This window comes from Mesorhizobium sp. WSM4807 (assembly GCF_055811615.1).
The window spans coordinates 226,072-243,469 of the sequence record NZ_JBVVQY010000001.1; the positions used below are offsets into that span (position 1 = coordinate 226,072).

The 17,398-nt window shown below is 61.3% G+C and carries 14 protein-coding genes and 1 pseudogene; 7 read left to right on the plus strand and 8 right to left on the minus strand.

From position 1 onward, the window contains the following. The first annotated feature begins 2 nt into the window (after positions 1 to 2). The 3 genes from nirD (at position 3) to AC0L3N_RS01095 (ending at position 3,935) form a co-directional block, all read left to right on the plus strand. On the plus strand, positions 3 to 332 hold the full coding sequence (nirD, locus tag AC0L3N_RS01085) for a nitrite reductase small subunit NirD (RefSeq protein ID WP_473544951.1): 330 nt from the start codon (positions 3 to 5) through the stop codon (positions 330 to 332). Between the two features lie 2 nt (positions 333 to 334). After that, complete coding sequence (locus AC0L3N_RS01090) at positions 335 to 3,286, plus strand: nitrate reductase (RefSeq protein ID WP_473544953.1); 2,952 nt, start codon at positions 335 to 337, stop codon at positions 3,284 to 3,286. A gap of 163 nt (positions 3,287 to 3,449) precedes the next feature. Further along, complete coding sequence (locus AC0L3N_RS01095) at positions 3,450 to 3,935, plus strand: hypothetical protein (RefSeq protein WP_473544955.1); 486 nt, start codon at positions 3,450 to 3,452, stop codon at positions 3,933 to 3,935. A 30-nt stretch (positions 3,936 to 3,965) separates the two neighbouring features. Here AC0L3N_RS01095 and AC0L3N_RS01100 read toward each other — a convergent pair whose 3' ends face one another. Further along, positions 3,966 to 4,997, minus strand: coding sequence for a hydroxyacid dehydrogenase (locus AC0L3N_RS01100; protein WP_473544957.1), 1,032 nt, complete (start codon positions 4,995 to 4,997; stop codon positions 3,966 to 3,968). A 210-nt stretch (positions 4,998 to 5,207) separates the two neighbouring features. On the opposite strand from AC0L3N_RS01100, the gene AC0L3N_RS01105 reads away from it, so the two are divergent. Continuing rightward, positions 5,208 to 6,644, plus strand: a complete 1,437-nt coding sequence (locus tag AC0L3N_RS01105) for an aldehyde dehydrogenase family protein (protein ID WP_473545264.1) — start codon at positions 5,208 to 5,210, stop codon at positions 6,642 to 6,644. 127 nt (positions 6,645 to 6,771) lie between these two features. Here the strand turns inward: AC0L3N_RS01105 and AC0L3N_RS01110 are convergent, their stop codons facing one another. From AC0L3N_RS01110 to AC0L3N_RS01120, 3 genes are all read right to left on the minus strand, one after another. Continuing rightward, on the minus strand, positions 6,772 to 8,115 hold the full coding sequence (locus AC0L3N_RS01110; RefSeq protein WP_473544959.1) for a glucoamylase family protein: 1,344 nt from the start codon (positions 8,113 to 8,115) through the stop codon (positions 6,772 to 6,774). Positions 8,116 to 8,153: 38 nt separating this feature from the next. Next, positions 8,154 to 8,906, minus strand: coding sequence for an SDR family NAD(P)-dependent oxidoreductase (locus tag AC0L3N_RS01115; RefSeq protein ID WP_473545266.1), 753 nt, complete (start codon positions 8,904 to 8,906; stop codon positions 8,154 to 8,156). Between the two features lie 203 nt (positions 8,907 to 9,109). Further along, positions 9,110 to 10,039 carry a TIR domain-containing protein gene (locus AC0L3N_RS01120; RefSeq protein WP_473544961.1) on the minus strand — a complete coding sequence of 310 codons (930 nt, stop codon included), beginning with the start codon at positions 10,037 to 10,039 and terminating at the stop codon, positions 9,110 to 9,112. 455 nt (positions 10,040 to 10,494) lie between these two features. On the opposite strand from AC0L3N_RS01120, the gene AC0L3N_RS01125 reads away from it, so the two are divergent. Then, positions 10,495 to 11,757 carry an O-antigen ligase family protein gene (locus tag AC0L3N_RS01125; RefSeq protein ID WP_473544963.1) on the plus strand — a complete coding sequence of 421 codons (1,263 nt, stop codon included), beginning with the start codon at positions 10,495 to 10,497 and terminating at the stop codon, positions 11,755 to 11,757. A 48-nt stretch (positions 11,758 to 11,805) separates the two neighbouring features. On the opposite strand, the pseudogene AC0L3N_RS01130 reads toward AC0L3N_RS01125, so the two are convergent. From AC0L3N_RS01130 to AC0L3N_RS01145, 4 genes and pseudogenes are all read right to left on the minus strand, one after another. Then, positions 11,806 to 11,895: pseudogene (locus tag AC0L3N_RS01130) on the minus strand (acyltransferase); the annotation flags it as partial. 135 nt (positions 11,896 to 12,030) lie between these two features. Next, on the minus strand, positions 12,031 to 12,819 hold the full coding sequence (locus AC0L3N_RS01135) for a class I SAM-dependent methyltransferase (protein WP_258120744.1): 789 nt from the start codon (positions 12,817 to 12,819) through the stop codon (positions 12,031 to 12,033). Positions 12,820 to 12,998: 179 nt separating this feature from the next. Next, positions 12,999 to 14,207: a polysaccharide biosynthesis/export family protein gene (locus AC0L3N_RS01140; protein WP_473545268.1), complete on the minus strand. Its 1,209-nt coding sequence runs from the start codon at positions 14,205 to 14,207 to the stop codon at positions 12,999 to 13,001. A gap of 169 nt (positions 14,208 to 14,376) precedes the next feature. Beyond that, positions 14,377 to 15,051, minus strand: coding sequence for a sugar transferase (locus AC0L3N_RS01145; protein WP_095493866.1), 675 nt, complete (start codon positions 15,049 to 15,051; stop codon positions 14,377 to 14,379). A 533-nt stretch (positions 15,052 to 15,584) separates the two neighbouring features. Between AC0L3N_RS01145 and AC0L3N_RS01150 the strand changes: the two genes are divergently transcribed. After that, complete coding sequence (locus tag AC0L3N_RS01150) at positions 15,585 to 15,923, plus strand: exopolysaccharide production repressor exox (protein WP_473544965.1); 339 nt, start codon at positions 15,585 to 15,587, stop codon at positions 15,921 to 15,923. Positions 15,924 to 16,360: 437 nt separating this feature from the next. After that, positions 16,361 to 17,374, plus strand: a complete 1,014-nt coding sequence (locus AC0L3N_RS01155; RefSeq protein WP_473544967.1) for a glycosyltransferase family 2 protein — start codon at positions 16,361 to 16,363, stop codon at positions 17,372 to 17,374. Positions 17,375 to 17,398: the final 24 nt, after the last annotated feature.

Below are 17,398 nucleotides of genomic sequence, written 5' to 3' on the forward strand. Positions count from 1 at the left end.
TGATGAACTGGGTATCTATCGGCTCGATCTCAGACATTCCACGCCGTGGCGCGCGCTGCGTCGCCACGCCGCAAGGCAAGGTCGCCGTCTTCCGCACGGCGGAGGACCAGGTCTTCGCCATCGAAGATCATTGCCCGCACAAGGGCGGGCCGCTCAGCCAGGGGATCGTCCATGGTGCAGCGGTGACCTGTCCCTTGCACAATTGGGTGATTTCGCTGGAGACCGGCAAGGCGCTCGGCGCCGACGAAGGCGCGGTGCGCACCATTCCGGTGCGGATCGAGGGCGAGCGTCTGTTTATTGCGCTGGAAGCGCTGGCCAGCCGCGCGGCCTGAATATGAAGATCGGCGAAGCACGCGAGGTGAGGACCACCTGCCCCTATTGCGGGGTGGGCTGCGGCGTGCTGGCGAAGGTCGCCGCGGACGGTGAGGTAACCGTCCGCGGCGATCCCGACCATCCGGCGAGTTTCGGCCGGCTCTGTTCCAAGGGCTCGGCGCTGGCCGAGACGATCGACCTCGACGGAAGGTTGCTATACCCAGAGATACACGGTCGCCGCACCGGCTGGGACGAAGCGCTCGACCTCGTCGCCTCCACCTTGTCGCAAACCATTGCCGAGCATGGCCCCGATTCGGTCGCCTTCTACGTCTCGGGCCAGTTGCTGACCGAGGACTACTACGTCGCCAACAAGCTGATGAAAGGCTTCATTGGCTCGGCCAATATCGACACCAATTCGCGCCTGTGCATGGCCTCGTCGGTAGCCGGCCACCGCCGCGCCTTCGGCTCCGACACTGTGCCGGGCGGCTATGAGGACCTGGAACTCGCCGACCTGATCGTGCTGGTAGGCTCCAATCTGGCCTGGTGCCATCCGGTGCTTTACCAGCGCATTGCCGCTGCCCGGGAAAAACGGCCCGACATGAAGGTGGTGCTGATCGACCCGCGCCGCACGATGACTGCAGACATCGCAGACATGCATCTGGCGATCGCGCCCGATGGCGACGTCGCGCTGTTCACAGGGCTGCTTGCCTATCTCGGCCAGCATGACGCGCTGGACCGCACCTATATCACGGCGCACACGACCGGCTTCGGGCAAGCGCTTTTCGCCGCCTCCGCGCTCGACCTTGCCGGCGTTGCCGCAGCCACGGGCCTCGGCGAGGACGAGCTTCTCAGCTTCTATAGCCTGTTCGCCGCGACGGCGAAGACGGTGACCGTCTACAGCCAGGGGGTGAACCAGTCATCCTCGGGCACCGACAAGGTCAACGCCATCATCAACTGTCATCTTGCGACCGGCCGCATCGGCAAGCCCGGCGCCGGGCCGTTTTCCGTGACCGGCCAGCCCAACGCCATGGGCGGCCGCGAGGTCGGCGGCTTGGCCAATATGCTGGCCGCCCATATGGAGATCGAAAACCCCGAACACCGCGACCGCGTGCAGCGCTTCTGGAACGCACCGGCTGTCGCCGAAAAACCCGGCCTGAAGGCGGTCGAAATGTTTCAAGCCGTGGCCGACGGGCGCATCAAGGCGCTGTGGATCATGGCGACCAATCCAGTCGATTCGATGCCGGATGCAGATGCCGTCGAGGCGGCGATCAAGGCCTGCCCGTTTGTCGTGGTATCGGACGTGCTGGCCAAGACCGACACGATCCGCCACGCCCATGTCCGGCTGCCGGCTGCCGCATGGGGCGAGAAGGACGGCACCGTCACCAATTCGGAGCGCCGCATCTCGCGCCAGCGCACCTTTTTGGCCACGCCCGGTGAGGCAAGAGCCGACTGGTGGATCATCGCCGAAGTGGCCAAGCGGATGGGTTTTGGCGAAGCGTTTTCGCATCCGTCGCCGGCCGATATCTTCGCCGAGCACGCCGCGCTGTCGGCATTCGAGAATGACGGCGCGCGCGATTTCGATATAGGCGCGTACGCCGGGACCGATGGAGAAGCCTACGACGCGCTGGTGCCTTTCCAGTGGCCAGCGCCGAGCCCACCCTCCCCCTTGAGGGGAGGGTCGGCGCGCGCGTTGAGCGAAGCGAAACAAGCGGGACGGGGTGGGGTCGGTGGAGCACCTCCAACGCCATTCCGCCCCAACAAGGTGGAGGCCGTCGCGGACGACCCCCTCTGGCCTGCCGGCCATCTCCCCCTCGAGGGGGGAGATCAGCCGCCACTACGACCTTCGCCAATCTCAGACGTTGCAGGAATGAGCGGATCGCAGACGCTGCCAATCTCCCCCCTTGAGGGGGAGATGGCCGGCAGGCCAGAGGGGGGCGGCACGATCGGACGCCAGCCCGTTCGCTTTTTCGCCAACGGCAACTTCTACACACCCGATGGCAAAGCGCGCTTCATCCCGATCCGTCCAGTTCCGCAAACCCGCACGAACGAAAAATTCCCGCTGATCCTCAACACCGGGCGGGTTCGCGATCACTGGCACACGATGACGCGGACCGGCAAAAGCCAGCGCCTGTCCCAGCACCTGGCCGAGCCGTTCGCCGAAATCCACCCGGCGGATGCGCAGCACTTCGACATCGGCGACGCCGACATCGTGCGCGTCTCGACCGCGCATGGCGAGGTGCTGCTTCGCGCGCTGGTGACAGCGCGGCAGCGGCCGGGTTCGGTCTTCGTGCCGATGCACTGGACGGACCAGTTCTCCGCGCGCGCCCGCGTCGACGCGCTGGTGGCGCCCATAACCGATGCGATTTCAGGCCAGCCGGCCTCGAAGAACGTTGCCGCCCGCGTAGAGCGCTTCGCTGCTGTCGCCTTTGGCTTCGCGGTGCTTGCCGAACGGCCGGCCGCGATCGACGCCGACTATTGGAGTCTCGCCCGCTGCGCCGCCGGCTGGCGCCTCGAATTTGCGTTGAAGGCAGGCCGGGACTGGCCGGTTTTCGCGACTTCGCTTCTCGGGGCGGACGTGCAAGGTGAGACGCTCGCCTATCATGATGTCGCCGGCGGGCACTATCGCTTCGCCCGCTTCGCCGGCAGCCGGCTGGCTGGCGCGCTCTATCTTGCGCCCAAACCGGTCGCGGTGTCGCGCAGCTGGGCGGTGGAGCAGTTGAGCGCAGACCATGCCGATCGGCGCGGGCGGCTGGCGATCGTCGCCGGGCGGCCGGGCGGCAATCGCGTCGACCGGGGCGCCATCGTATGCTCCTGTTTCGGGGTTGGCGCCAATCAGATCGCGGAAGCGGTGCGCGGCGGCTGCGTAAGCGTCGAGGCGATCGGCGCCACCCTGAATGCCGGCACCAATTGCGGTTCCTGCCGCGCCGAGATCAGGACCATCATCGAGGCGCGACGCCTTCAGGCGGCGGAGTGAATGCCCGACTGCTGCTGTTGTGGCTGGAACGGCTATGCCGTAAAGCCCGTCCCCCAAAGCTGTCACCGCGCTGCTTTGCCGCTTACCAGCCATTTACAACCGTGGGCTACCAACGTCCTTGTTCGATTCGCCAAGCACGTTGAACGGTGGGACAAGGAACAGCATGAGCAAGGCCCTCACTTCATTCGCATTGGTCGCCGTATTGACGGCTTTGCTGATGGCGCTCAGCCTGGCAGTGGCCAGGCATGGCTATCCCTATGGTGCGATCGGCGCAAAACGCCTGGACGACGTCGCCGATGCCGGGACGTTTATCCCGCTTGCTTCAGTGTATTTCTTCAGCGCGCTGCTGATGATGATCCTGCCGATTCGGGCCGCCGGCGTCGTCCTGACGAACGCAGCGGATGCGATCTTCTGGACAGTCATCGTGTTGTTCGCGGCCATCATTGGCGGCCTCGCCGCCAGATGGGGTTTTGATCGAAGCAATGTCTTGCCGGCACTGCTGAATTGGCGCTTCCTGTTTGTCGCAGCCGTCGTCGGCTGCCATCTCTTCATGAACGAGCTGCGCCGCAACATCCTGCTGAGAAGCCTGTTCTTCGTCGTCTTCGCAGCTGCGACGCTCGTCTGCTTGTTCTGGTCGTTTACTATCTGAGAAACCTTCGCAGCCGCTCGGTTTAACGGCTTAATTCTTGTCGACCGGCTTCGAACGCATGCGCGAAACGGTCTCGCGTTCGGCCCGCTTCGAACGCATCGGCGGCAGGCCGCGATCGATGAGGTCCATGTCCTCCAGCACCATGTCGCCCATGCGCCTGAAGGCGATGTCGAGCGCGCCGGCCCGGTGGGCGGAGCGCAGGAAGCCAGTCAGCGAGCGCACGGGATGATCCTGCGCCAGCGGCTCTTCCGGAAACACGTCGCTGGCGGCGACGATGTGACCGCTGCGAACGGCGTCCATCAGCGCCGGAAAATCGACCACGCCTGCGCGGCTGAGCAGGATGAACGCGGCTCCTTTGCGCATCCTGGCAAAGGCCTCAGTGCCGAGAAAACCCTGGTTTTCGCTGGTCACCGAAGCGACGACGAAGACGAAATCGCTGGTTGACAAAACCGTGTCGAGCGTAGCCGGCTCGACGCCGTTCTCGATAAGGATCGACGGCGGCAGCCACGGATCGAAGACCTTGGTCCGCGTGTGGAAGCCCGATAGCAGCCGGTTGAGCGCGCGGCCGAGATCGCCGAAACCGATGATACCGACATCCGCGCCGGAGAGAAGTCGCGCCGTCCGATTGCTGTCGCCGCCCCACAGCTCCTTGCCCTGCCGGAAGGCGAGATCGGCGTCGACGATGTCGCGGGCGAGGTTGAGCGCCATGGCAAGGCCGAGCTCAGCCACCGGCTCGGCGAACACCAGGCCCGTGGTGACGACATGGATGCCGCGCGAAAACAGTGTCTCATACGGCATGTTGTTGATGAGGTTGCTCTCGACATTGAAGACGCAGCGCAGCGCCGCCATTCTTTCCAGCGTCTCCGGCGCGATCGGCGGCTGGCCGACAATGTAGCGCGCCTCGGCGAGCAGATCGGCCGGCAGGGCCGCGACGCCTTCGGGCGACGTTTCGACGATACGGTATCTGGCGCGGAATCTCGCCAGTGCCTCGGGCGTGAAAATCAGGTTGAGCGTGCGTGGCTCGGGCGCGCTGATCACCAGCGGCAACGCGCTGTCGGACATGGCAGTTTCCTCCTGGTGCGATCCGCGTCGCACCATACTAGAATCATGGTTTGTCGCAGGTTTCTATCGGAAAACCGTGCGACACTTTCCGAAACCTGCTTATCACATGCCTGTCGAAGAGGAGAACTTTGCCGCCCGCGGCCTTGCGGTGTGGCGGCCGGTGGTCCAGATAGACGGCAATCGAAGGACGACAAGGAAGACAGCGACATGATCCCGTTTCGAAAGAACCTCATCGATGGCGAGTGGGTGGGCGATGCCGGCTCCCGCAACATCAACCCGTCCAATCTCGACGACGTGGTCGGCGAATATGCGTCGGGGGGCGTCGAGCAGGCCCGGCAAGCCATCGCGGCGGCGAAAGCGGCATTTCCGTCATGGTCCCGATCGGGCCTGCTGGCACGCCATGCGGTGCTGAGGAAGGCGTCGGACGAGATCACAGCGCGGAAAGATGAAATCGGCCGGGCGTTGGCGCGCGAGGAAGGCAAGACGCTGGTCGAGGGCATCGGCGAGACCGTGCGGGCCGCCCAGATCTTCGATTTCTTCGCTGGTGAGACGCTGCGCCTGTCTGGCGAGCTGGTTCCGAGTGTGCGGCCCGGCGTCGGTGTCGAGATCACGCGGGAGGCGGTCGGCGTCGTCGGCATCATAACGCCGTGGAATTTCCCGATCGCCATCCCGGCGTGGAAAATCGCTCCTGCCCTGGCCTATGGCAACACCATTGTCTTCAAGCCGGCCGAGCTTGTTCCGGAGAGCGCCTGGACCATTGTCGACATATTGCACCGCGCCGGCCTGCCGAAGGGTGTGCTCAATCTCGTGATGGGCAAGGGTTCGGTGGTCGGCCAGGCCATGCTCGACAGCCCTGATCTCAACGCCATCACCTTCACCGGCTCGGTCGGCACCGGCAAGCGCGTCGCTGCCGCCAGCGTCGAGCACATGCGCAAGTTCCAGCTCGAAATGGGTGGCAAGAACCCGCTAGTTGTGCTCGACGATGCAGATCTTGCCGTCGCCGTCGACTGCGCGATCAACGGCGCATACTTCTCGACCGGCCAGCGCTGCACGGCATCGTCCCGCCTGGTGGTGACGGACGGCATCCATGACCGTTTCGTCGACGCGATGAAGGATCGCCTGGGCAAGCTGGTCGTCGGCGACGCGCTCGATGCCAAAACCCAGATCGGACCCGTCGTAGACCAGAGCCAGCTGAAGCAGGACGAAGACTATATCGCCATCGGCCGCCAGGAGGGCGCCGATCTCGCTTTCGGCGGCGAGCTGCTCGATCGCGAAACCCGCGGCTTCTACCTGCAGCCGGCGCTGTTTACGCAAGCCACCAACGCCATGCGCATCTCACGCGAGGAGATCTTCGGCCCGGTCGCCAACGTGATCCGCGTCAAGGACTATGACGAGGCGCTGGCGGTGGCCAACGACACGCCGTTCGGGCTGACGTCGGGCATCTGCACGTCGAGCCTCAAGCACGCCACGCATTTCAAGCGCAACTCGGAGGCCGGCATGGTGATGGTCAACCTGCCGACGGCGGGCGTCGACTTCCATGTGCCTTTCGGCGGACGCAAGGGATCGAGCTACGGCCCGCGCGAGCAAGGCCGCTACGCGGCGGAATTCTACACCACGGTGAAGACCGCTTATACGTTCGCCGGCTAATCAAATCGTTGCCAAGCGAGACGAACATGCGAGCCGGCCGATGACGCCCCTCCTAGCAAGCGCGAGTTGCTGGGAAGGGCGAACATCTTCGTGCCCGACACGACAGCTACAGCTGGGCAGCAAGCCGTCATTCAGCACTGGTCCTTGGGAGGAGGCTCGCCGGCTGCGACAGCCAGCCGCCGCTGAATCCAGCCTTGCACAGGCCGCGACGGATATGCGGGCTCGACCGCATCAGGTCCCAGATTAGGCGCGAGCGGTGGTTTTCGATCATCAGCACGACAATGCCCTGGTCCAGTCCGTAATGCGCATCCGATATCCAGCCGCTCGGCCCGAACTTCCGCCGGTTTGCCAGCGTCGGGTTGAAGCCGCTCGGCATCCTGAAACTGTCGATCACCTCAGGGTGGCGTTCTCTGAGGTGGCGCAGCGCCGGCAGGCAGATTTCCGGCGCGAAGGGCAGCGATGCGAGATACGACCACGGCGCTATCGTTCCGTCGTCGGGCCCGAACGGTGCGCCGCGCGCCGCGTAGCCGGAAAATTTGCGCGGTCGCCGCTCGATCTGCGCGCGGAAGTTGCCGGGTCCGTCACCCGCCGAAAGGCCCCAAAGTCCTTCGCCGTAGCCGTCGTAGCCAGAGGGGTTGTGCCGCGCATAGTCCCGGTGAAGGTAGGTCGCGCGGCGGCTGTTTTCGAAATAGTCCGAGTTCTTCTCCCGCATGAACGCATCCCGGATGCCGTCGAAGTCAATCCAGGCATGCGAGAACTGGTGCATGAACAGCGGGCCGCCATAGAGCACCTCGTAGCCGTAGATGTTTTCCCACTGATATGTTGCCGTCCAGCCGGCATAGCTGTCGTCCGAGGCTGGCTTGTCCGGGGCGGCCATTGCCAGAACGTAGAGCATCGTCGCTTCGTTGTAGCCTTCCCAGCCATAACGCAGAAAGCCGCTCTTCGGCCTCCAGCCCTGCCGCAAGGTCGAATTGCTGCCTTGCGCCCATCGCCAGTCGACGCGCCGGTAGAGCACTTCCGCGAGTTCGCGGATTTCGGTTTCTTCGTCATTGTCGCCCGTGAAATAGGCGCCAGCCACGAGCACGCCGGCCATCAAAAGCGCAGTGTCCACCATCGACAATTCGCATCGCCAGGCGCGCAGGCCGGTCTGCATGTCGAGGAAATGGTAATAGAAGCCTTTGTGCCCGGTGACGTTGTCGCCATTGCCTTGCCGGCTGTTCCAGAAGAAGCGCAGTGCGGCAAGCGTCAGCTTCGCGGCTGTGTCTCGCGTCATCCAGCCGCGCTCCGCCCCGACCGGATAGCAGGACAGGGCGAAGCCGACGACCGCGATGCTTGCCGGCCAATTTGGCCGCGAGGTGTCGGCGACCAGCCCGTTCTCGGGATTCAGGGTTTCCAGAAAATAGCCGAAGGCCGCGCACTGGAAGCGGTCGAGCAGATCTTCGTCGGACAGGGGGGATTCGACCCTAAGCAAGCGACGTTAACTCCAGTCTGGATCGCGCCTCAGTTGCTTCAATAGGTCGCCCGGCCGCCGGAAACGTCGAAAACGGCAGCCGTCGTGAAGGAACATTCCTCGGAAGCGATCCACGAGATCAGTGCCGCCACCTCCTCGACCTCGCCAAACCGCGCCATCGGTATCTTCGACAGCATGAAATCGATGTGCTGCTGGCTCATCTGCTGGAAGATCGCGGTGCGCACGGCCGCCGGCGTGACACAGTTCACCGTCACCTTGGTCTTGGCCAGTTCCTTGCCCAGCGACTTGGTCAGGCCGATCACCGCCGCCTTTGAGGTGCTGTAGGCAGATGCATTCGGGTTTCCCTCCTTGCCGGCGATCGAAGCGATGTTGACGATCCTGCCGTAATTGCGCTTGAGCATGTGCGGAACCAGTGCCTTGTTGCAGTAGAAGACGCCATTGATGTTGATGTCGATGACCCGGCGCCAATCCTCCACCGAATAGTCCCAGGTCGTCGTGTTCGGTCCGGTGATGGCCGCACTGGTGACCAGGATATCGACCGCGCCAAGGGTATCGAATGTCTGCTGGGCGGCCTGTTCGACCGCTAAGGGATCGGCGACGTCGACTGTCACGCTGTGCAGGTCGGCAATGACAGCCTTCGCCTGCTCGATTTGGGCGGGGTCACGATCCCAGACGCAAACGCGCCCGCCCTCCCCAGCGATTCTTTGCGCGACGGCCAGGCCAATTCCCGACGCGCCACCGGTGATCACGGCCGACCGCCCGGCAAACCGTCCCGCAAAACTCATCGTCATGTGCTCGTCCTCCCAATCGGCGGCGAATGTGAAGTCAACGACAGAGAAGTTCAAGCCGGAGTCTGGAGCCTCCGAACAGCTTCGTGGTGGGCCAGCAGCAGGCGGTTGAGAAGCCCCTCCTGGCTGGTACCTCTCCATATGATACTGGGGCTGCGGTCGCGGCGAGGCGGCAGGGCCGTCCAAGCGACTCCCATGGGCGCAGTTCAGACGTTCTTGATCGACTTCCAATGGCTCAGCCGCTCTGCGATCAACTCCACGCGCCGCTGATTGTCGCGTCCGTCCAGGATGCTTAAGTCCTCCGGATCGGCGGGCAGGTAGACCCCGGACGTGCGCGCATTCACCTCGGGGTTCGTGTCCGCGCGCGTCGTGAAATACCCGGATGCGCGATCGGCGGACTCCAGCCGGATCTCTCCCGTCCCGTACAACTGCGACGCGTTCGCATCCAAGGGCCGTTCTCCATTCCAAAAGTAGAAGATGCCGGGAGGCTCCTTTCTCTCCTTTACCGCCTCGCTCCAGTATCTGGCTGACAGACTGCCATTCTCTTGCCATGAGCGGCCGGCCAACTCCAGGGCACCATCGCGGCCTCGCGAGATACGCAAGAGGCTCACGGCGGACGGCTCCCTCGCGGAGCGCTCCGTCAGGGAAAACTGCCACCAGAAGCCCTCTATGCGGGCGACGCGACTTTCGTTCTCGATCGCATTCCGAAGCTTTTGGTTGATCGCCCTCATCTCCGCGCCGGTCGTCGCCTCGCCATACCTTACGGAGGTGAGGCCGAGGAGATCGCTTGGAAGCTTGGAGCCATTGGCATGGAGGATGAACGTCCGGCGCATTCCAAGGACTCCGCCGAAAAGGCCGGCCTCGAAAACCACATTGTCTCGTGGAGAAGCTTGAGCGGATGCCGCCGCAGACGATGCCGGCTGGCTCACACTGGTCCAATCGTCCTGAGCGAACACGAAAGCGGCGAAGTCGACTTCACGCGTAAGCTCGAGGAGGCGCCCCAGGGTGGTTGTCCCCGGATTGAAGGACGTCGTCCAAGGTTCCACATGCGCGATGTCTTCAAGACCGCGTGTCAGCGCCTGCAGCAGTTTTTTCTGCTTCCCCGACGAGCCCAGGAAGATTCGAGGTTTGTCCATCCGTTTGCTCCAACCCAGCAGATCGGGGACGACCAGCGCCTGCCAGTTGTTCGTGTGGCCATCGTCTGGTTGTCCCCGAGATAGCGTACGCGGAGGGCCTCATTCATTGCAACGGATGCAACGAATGCCGGCTGCTATTTTTCGGTCCGGTGCTGAAAGAACTGCAAAAACAGTTCCGCGCCGTGGTGATGCCGAGCCTCTCATAAGTGCGGCGGCGATGGTATTTGACGGCGCCGACAGCGATGCCCAGCCGTGCGCCGGGATGCTCGGGTTCTTGCCGCACGGCCTGTCGTGGCCTTTTACCGCCGTCCCCGGGGCGCCTTATGGCTGTTTTTGCCTCATTTGGGTGACAGGCTGTAGGGGATGGGTTATATTGCACTGCACAATGGAAGCGTTCGCGCATGGCGTGACGGCGAATCGGCATTGAACTGCATGGACGGGAATTCGCTACCGAGATGAAGATTCCAAAATCTCTGTTGGTCGACCCGGAGAAGAGCACGGTCTACGGCACATTTGCTGTTGCCATCTCCGTTTGGGCGTTCTCCTACTCCTCCGTTTTCGGCCAGATACTGATCCTAGCCTACTATGCGGTCTGGCTTCCCCTGATCCTGGTAGACTACCGGCGGCTGTTGCGACATGCCTCCAGCGCGTGGCTCCCGCTGGCGTTTGCATTCTACGTCTGCCTCTCGGTGTTCTGGTCGGATGCCCCCGGCATCACGTTGAGGACGGCAATCCAGTATTGCTCCCATATCGCCTGCGCCTACATTGCAGCGCGCACCGTCAGCGTCCGAACGTTGACGATAGGCTCACTGATTGGGATTTTTGTCGTTCTGCTTTATTCGCTGAAGGTCGGGGGTTATTCCTATGATATGCTCGACGGGACGTACAATTTCGTCGGCGCATTCAGCTCCAAAAACCAGATCGGCTTTGTCGCATCGCTCGGCATCTATTTTTGCATTGTCTTCCTGGTCTTCCTCAGACGCGGCCGGACAAGCCTTTTCCTGACGGCGCCGGTCCTCGTCCTGTCGGCCTATCTGCTGGTCATGGCGCATTCCGCCACCTCGACGGCTTCGATACCGGCAGCTCTCGCTCTGGTGGCTCTGCTTACCATGGCCAAGAAGCTTTCGCTCCGCTACCGACGGGTGATTTTCCTAGTCGGCGCATTCGGGCTGGTCGTGGTCACCGTGGTTGCCTTTGCGGGACTTCTGGATTTCATCCTTGGCGCCTTCGGAAAGGATTCCACGCTCACCGGACGGACCTATCTCTGGGAGCAGGGCTGGGATGCGGCGCAGCAAGCACCGATCCTCGGCGTCGGCTACGCGGCCTATTGGGTGCAGGGTTTCGCCGAGGCCGAGCGGCTTTGGAACGAATTCTACATCACGACCCGAAGCGGCTTCCACTTCCACAACACCTATATCGAAGCCCTCGTCGAGCTTGGCTATGTCGGGGCGACGCTGATGTCGCTGATTATTGTGCGCACGCTGTGGGGCCATATATCGGCATTGATATTCAGAACATGGCAAGCCGAGTCCGTGATTCTTGCCGGCGTGATGGTCCTTCTGTTCATCCGGTCGTTCGTCGAGATCGATACCTTCAACCCCTATATCATGGGCTCTTTCCTCCTGTACTACAGCTACTTCAAGCTGGTGAGGGTGCCTGTCGCCCGTCCCCGGTGGGCCGCAGCCAACCTCGCGGAACCAGAAACCTCAAGGGGCTAAGCAAAGCGTAGTATCAAAACGAATGTAATCCTGGGACGCCACAAATTCGCGAATTATTCGGGCAGGATTTCCCGCAGCCATGCTTCGTGGGGGCGACCACGGACTTACGCGATGATCCCCGATTTCGACGCCAGGCAGATTATTGAGCTTCGTACGAAGACGCCGCCTAACAGCGCTCAGGCCAAACAATCGTCACCTAGGCAGCTTCTGAAGCGGTGGCGTGAGGCACTTGCCCCTTCCACCCTCGCCAGAGTTGGGCTTGCCACCTATTGATCAGGCCCTAAGGGTTAGGAGCGCATACCATGCGAACCGCTTCACGAAGGGAAGCGTCAGAACTACCGAATCGACAGCTTTGCCAACGGTGTAGACGGTTTCCGAGATGCTTCGTGGCATCAGCGCGCTTCCTACGGAGCACAGGCCGAAATAGTCCACCTGGACATTGCTGAAATAGCGGCGGGCCAACGCGAAGTCCGAAATTAACAAAGGATGTTCATCGGCGGTGCGGATAAGGGGTGTCCGCCTTCTGAAGGCATTCAGGAGAGGATTGTGTCCCATCGGCTCGTAGAAGGAAGCCACGCCGTTCGGCTTCAAGACACGGACCACATCGGAAAAGCACCGGTCCAGGTCCAGGTGATGAATGATCCCGCGTCCATATACCAGGTCGAACTTGTTGTCCTCGAAGGACATGGCTTCCGCATTCATCGCCAGGAATGTAGCGTTCGTGCTTCCAAGCGTGCTCGCCCGTTCGTTCGCCTTGTTTACTGCTACATCCGAAATATCGATCCCCGTCAGAGATCGGCAAAGATCGGGCAGGTGCAGGGAATGCAGGGACCACCCGCCATCGGAGCAACCGTACTCGAGCACGTCTGCGTTTTTCGAAAGCCGTTTTATTTGCTCGTCTTGACGTTCAGCGCCGTGACGAATTGTCCGATACCACTTGTCCAGGCTTCCTCGTGGATCCTCCTCCTGACTGAATCTGAGATTGTGAAATTCTCTTTCTCGACTGACGATTTCGTCCCTTTCACTGTGCACGACAAAGTCCTCCTCGGATTTAAGTTGCAACTAAAGCACAACATCTCCTTGCGCTGCAATTACTCCACGTCCCGAGGTTGGCGGTAGGCCGTTTTTCGGGGCGGCGAGCACAGTGTTGGCGAGTTCAAGGTCGAACTCGTCCGAGTCGAACTCTTCGCCGATCCAGTCGATCTGTTCGGCGTGATCTGATCAGCCGATCGCTCGAAGGCCTATTGGCTAGCCATCGGTACCAGCTTCACCTTGATCACGTCCCCGGGCAGTACGGGCGTGTCTTCGCTGGCGGTGATTGCGCTGGTCTTGCCGTCGACCATCCGAACCAGGCTAAACGTCATTGCCGGCTCTTCGCCGTCGCGATAGCGTTGCAGTGCCGGGTTCCCCGACATGGCTTCGGCCATCAGGCCTGTTTGCATGTTCATCTTGAGCATCGTTGCACTGAGATCGGCTTCTACCTGTTGCCGGTCGGCGGCCAGGCCCGCATTCTGGGTGTTTTCCAGGTCGATGGCATCTTGGTTGGCTTTGCTGATCGCCTGCTTGGCGGTGAGGATGGCCGTGTCGTAATCCAGGATCTGGCCCTCCAGGTCGGCGATCGTCTGTTGCGAACCCAGAACCCGCGTGTTGACGACAAGGCCTTTCTGCGCCAGCGAACCGATGCCGCTGAGCTGTTCTTTTGCCAGGTCGACCTGCCGCTGCTGGTTGACGATCTTTTTCTGCAACGAATCGATCTCGCTCTGCAGCAGCTTCTTCAAGTCGTCGAGCGCCTGAAGGCGCAGTTTGAGCTTCTTTTGGTCGGCTGTCAGGATCGCCATCTCGTCGGCAACGATGCTTGCCAGCTTCGGATCGTCGGCTAACTCCTTCGGCACGTCGAATGTCGGCTTGTCCGCGATCTCCGCTTCGATGCGGGCGCGCCTGACGATCAGTCGGACCCGTTGGTCTTGGAGAACGTCAAAATCGCCCTTGGCGTTGATCATGTCGCGGTCGTACCGCTGTCCTTCTGGGCTCCGCCGGACACCGCCGGCGATGCTCATCGCCCTCAGGACGGTCAGGTCCGGCACGTAAGGATATTGGCCCGGCGTCTGGACCTCCCCGGAAATGTAGAACGGCCTGTACTGCGCCATTTCGACGGAGGCTTCCGGCCGGTCCGCCAGAGCGAGCTTGCGCTGGAGCGCTTGGCCGATCGCTGCCGCGATCTCCGATGTCGTCTTGCCGGATGCCGGCATTTCGCCGACGAACGGCACTGACAATGTTCCGGAAGGACCAATTGTGTACTCTCCGTTGACGGCCGTCCAGTCGCGGAACGTGCCTTCAACAGTTTGCCATTCGGCCACGCGGATGGTCAGCTTGTCTTGTGATCCAAGGCGGTATTCGTCGGCGGCGGCGAGTTGGGGAACGGCGAGCGCCAGCGCGAGGCAAGTGGTCATAAGCCGCATCCGTCGCATGCAATTGCTGACGGTGCCGGCGCTGGAGATTTCGAAGATGTCTGTTTTCAACTGAACGTTTCCGATCCGCTTAGCCCCGCCCGATGAAACTTGCTGCAGAATGTCTGGCGTCTGGACAGTCGCTCCTGCACAGAGACCGGGTCCCGGCCGGTCAGTAGCAGCCCCGCGACATCCAGACGGCAGGCACGGTCTTGATGATGATGCGAATGTCCTCGAACAGTGACCAGTTCTCGACATAGTGGCGATCGAATGCGACGCGGCTGTCATAGGAAACGTCGTTGCGGCCGCTGACCTGCCAGAGCCCGGTCAGGCCGGGGCGCGATTTCAGGTAATAAACAGCCGAACTGCCGTAGATTTCGAGCTCGTCGCGCACGACGGGGCGAGGACCGACAAGGCTCATGTCGCCCTGAAGGATGTTGATGATCTGCGGCAATTCGTCGAGGCTGAGCTTCCTCAGCACGGCCCCGACGCGCGTGACGCGCGGATCGTTCTTGAGCTTGCGGGTCGCTATCCATTCGGCGTTGGCATCCGGGTTGGCGGCAAGATATGCAGCCAGCACCTGTTCGCCATTCTGTACCATAGTCCGAAACTTGAGGCACGGGAAAATCCGTCCTCCCCGACCGATCCGGCTGTGACCGTAGAAAATCGGTCCGCCGTCAGAAAACTTGACAAGCAGCGCGACCATCACAAACAGCGGACTGAGAGCAACCAGGCCAATCAGTGAACCGGCAATATCGAAGCTGCGTTTGAGCAGGCCGCCGATTGGTTGAAAATCGATACCGGCCTGCGAAAATTCCGCGTCGGCCGGCTTGGCTACGTCCCTCATGCGTAAACTCCATACGTTGAACGGATGGTTTGCCGCACGATATCAAAAAAATGCTGCATCGCAACACACAATTTCTTGAGCGCCTGAAATAATCACGTCATGAATTGACTAAATAATAAACCGATCCTGCACAAATTCTGAACTTTATGGCGAGTTTGTGACAAATTATGGGCAATCGTGAAAAATCTAGTGCCTTTTTGGGGTTGATTTTGGGCGAATCGCTCTTTGTGTCGCATCTTCGAGTGTTTATCGTGCTTCATCTTTGTAAAATATAGGAAGTCTTTAAGGTAAATTACTGGTTAATATTGCGGCTCTTACTGAAGTGAGTCCATACCGGGTGATTGGCCGTGATGCCGATGTGTGCATCGCAACATGGCAGACTCGATCCCGCGAACTTATCCAAAATAATTTGCGGTTGGCCTTGCCCGCTATTGCACACCTTAATAGAGTTGCAGTTTGTTTCTGTCAGAGTATGGACAGCGTGGGAAGGCCGGAAGCAACCGGCCAAAAAGCGAGCGGCCTCAACAGCTCGCATGGCGAAGGGAGGCTCGGGGTGGGTCAATCATCGATTTTTGCCCGAGCAGGTTAACAGGCTGGGTATGTCGCTACCAAAATTCATTGTCGGCATGATTTTCGCCCTGGCGATCGTGGCCGCCTGGTCTTATCTCGACGGCGCTTCGCTAGGCACAACGCTGTTTCGCACTTTAGCCTGCGCCATTGTCATCCAGCTGGGCTACTTTCTGTTGGTTTTCGTCATGGTTGTCAGAAATCCCCCGACGTCGGCTGATAAGATTCGCGATGCCGAACGAAAGCTGAGTTCGGCCGAAACGGCCGATGGCGAGAAGTTCAGTGCCAGGAGAAGCCTCCACTGACCTGACGACAGGTAGCGTCAATCGGATTCCTAGCGGACTGCTCGCCCGACAACATCCTGGACAACCGGCTTCCGGATTTTCCTTCAGCCTCGGATCCTCTGATTCAGCCCCTAATATTGCCTAAACCCTGTCGATCGACCTGATGATCGCCGATTCGAGTGCGCTGACGGCTCCATCCAGAATGAGCAGGGACGGTGTGCGAAGCGGCCCGTCTATCCGCTGGCATTTCATCGCCCATAGATTTGCGCCGAGGCGACGCCGAAAGGAAAGACTGGACGGGGCGAATGATTTTGACGATGCTTTGCTTCGCACTGCAGCATAAGTGCCGGCTGACGCTTTTTCAAACAGCCGGCAGTCGTTGAGAACGAGAGCTGCATTGGACATTCAACGGGGAAGGGCGAGGAATCGGAGCTACCGTGCAGTCGAGAGGCGAATTGATGACAGAACCCCAGGTCTGCGTGATCATCGCTGCCCGCAACGCGGCGCGGACAATCCCGGTTGCCATCGCATCGGCATTGCGCGAGCCGGAGGTGGCGGAAGTCGTCGTCGTCGACGACGCCTCTACCGACGATACCGCGAAAGTCGCTCGGGCGGCCGACGATGGCAGCGGCAGGCTTTCCGTAATCCGGCTTGACGTCAACGGCGGTCCTTCCTTCGCCCGCAACGCCGCGATCGCCAGCTCCAAATCGCCGTTCATCAGCATTCTGGACGCCGACGATTTTTTTCTTGCGGGCAGATTTCGCGAATTGTTCGCCAGCGCCGATTGGGATTTCGCTGCCGACAATATCATGATGATCAGGGACGACGCGGCCACCGACGTCTCGAAAATCGCCGCTCCGCGGTTCTCGCCCGAACCGGAGTTCCTCGATTTCGAGCGTTTCATCGAAGGCAACATCTCCAGTCGCCGTGTGCAGAGAGGTGAGTTGGGTTTCCTCAAGCCGGTGATCAGCCGTGCTTTTCTCGACCGGCATGGGCTGCACTATGACGAAAACCTGCGACTGGGCGAAGACTATGAACTCTACGCGCGCGCGGTGGCTTGCGGTGCGCGCTTCAAGGTCATCAGGTCCTGCGGCTATGGCGCGATCGTCCGCGCGGATTCCCTGAGCGGCCGGCACAAGACGCAGGATCTCAAGCGTCTGGCCGACGCGGATCTGGCGCTGCTGGCGATCGACAGTTTGCCGGAAGGTTCTAAGGCCGTGCTCAGAAGGCACGAACGGCAGGTACGCGACAAGTACCGGTTGCGAAACTTCCTCGACATGAAGAATGAGCAGGGGCTGACATCGGCTGCGGCCTACGCCCTGGCCAGCCAATCCAACCTTATCCCCATCGTTCGCGGCGTGGCCGCCGACAAGCTGGATGCGCTGTTTCGCCGCGCTGGCTTTGGCTCAAAGCAGCCTGTGCCGTCGTTGCGCTTTCTCATGGCCGCAACCAGCCCGGCCGGCGAGACTTAAGCTTGTCCGCAGCCCGTGCCATGC

Excerpts from the sequence above, each read along its gene's own strand:
- nirD (WP_473544951.1), top strand. The coding sequence starts at position 3 with ATGAACTGGGTATCTATCGGCTCGATCTCAGACATTCCACGCCGTGGC.
- AC0L3N_RS01090 (WP_473544953.1), top strand. The coding sequence starts at position 335 with ATGAAGATCGGCGAAGCACGCGAGGTGAGGACCACCTGCCCCTATTGC.
- AC0L3N_RS01095 (WP_473544955.1), top strand. The coding sequence starts at position 3,450 with ATGAGCAAGGCCCTCACTTCATTCGCATTGGTCGCCGTATTGACGGCT.
- AC0L3N_RS01100 (WP_473544957.1), bottom strand. The coding sequence starts at position 4,997 with ATGTCCGACAGCGCGTTGCCGCTGGTGATCAGCGCGCCCGAGCCACGC.
- AC0L3N_RS01115 (WP_473545266.1), bottom strand. The coding sequence starts at position 8,906 with ATGACGATGAGTTTTGCGGGACGGTTTGCCGGGCGGTCGGCCGTGATC.
- AC0L3N_RS01120 (WP_473544961.1), bottom strand. The coding sequence starts at position 10,039 with ATGGACAAACCTCGAATCTTCCTGGGCTCGTCGGGGAAGCAGAAAAAA.
- AC0L3N_RS01125 (WP_473544963.1), top strand. The coding sequence starts at position 10,495 with ATGAAGATTCCAAAATCTCTGTTGGTCGACCCGGAGAAGAGCACGGTC.
- AC0L3N_RS01140 (WP_473545268.1), bottom strand. The coding sequence starts at position 14,207 with ATGACCACTTGCCTCGCGCTGGCGCTCGCCGTTCCCCAACTCGCCGCC.
- AC0L3N_RS01145 (WP_095493866.1), bottom strand. The coding sequence starts at position 15,051 with ATGAGGGACGTAGCCAAGCCGGCCGACGCGGAATTTTCGCAGGCCGGT.
- AC0L3N_RS01150 (WP_473544965.1), top strand. The coding sequence starts at position 15,585 with ATGGCGAAGGGAGGCTCGGGGTGGGTCAATCATCGATTTTTGCCCGAG.
- AC0L3N_RS01155 (WP_473544967.1), top strand. The coding sequence starts at position 16,361 with ATGACAGAACCCCAGGTCTGCGTGATCATCGCTGCCCGCAACGCGGCG.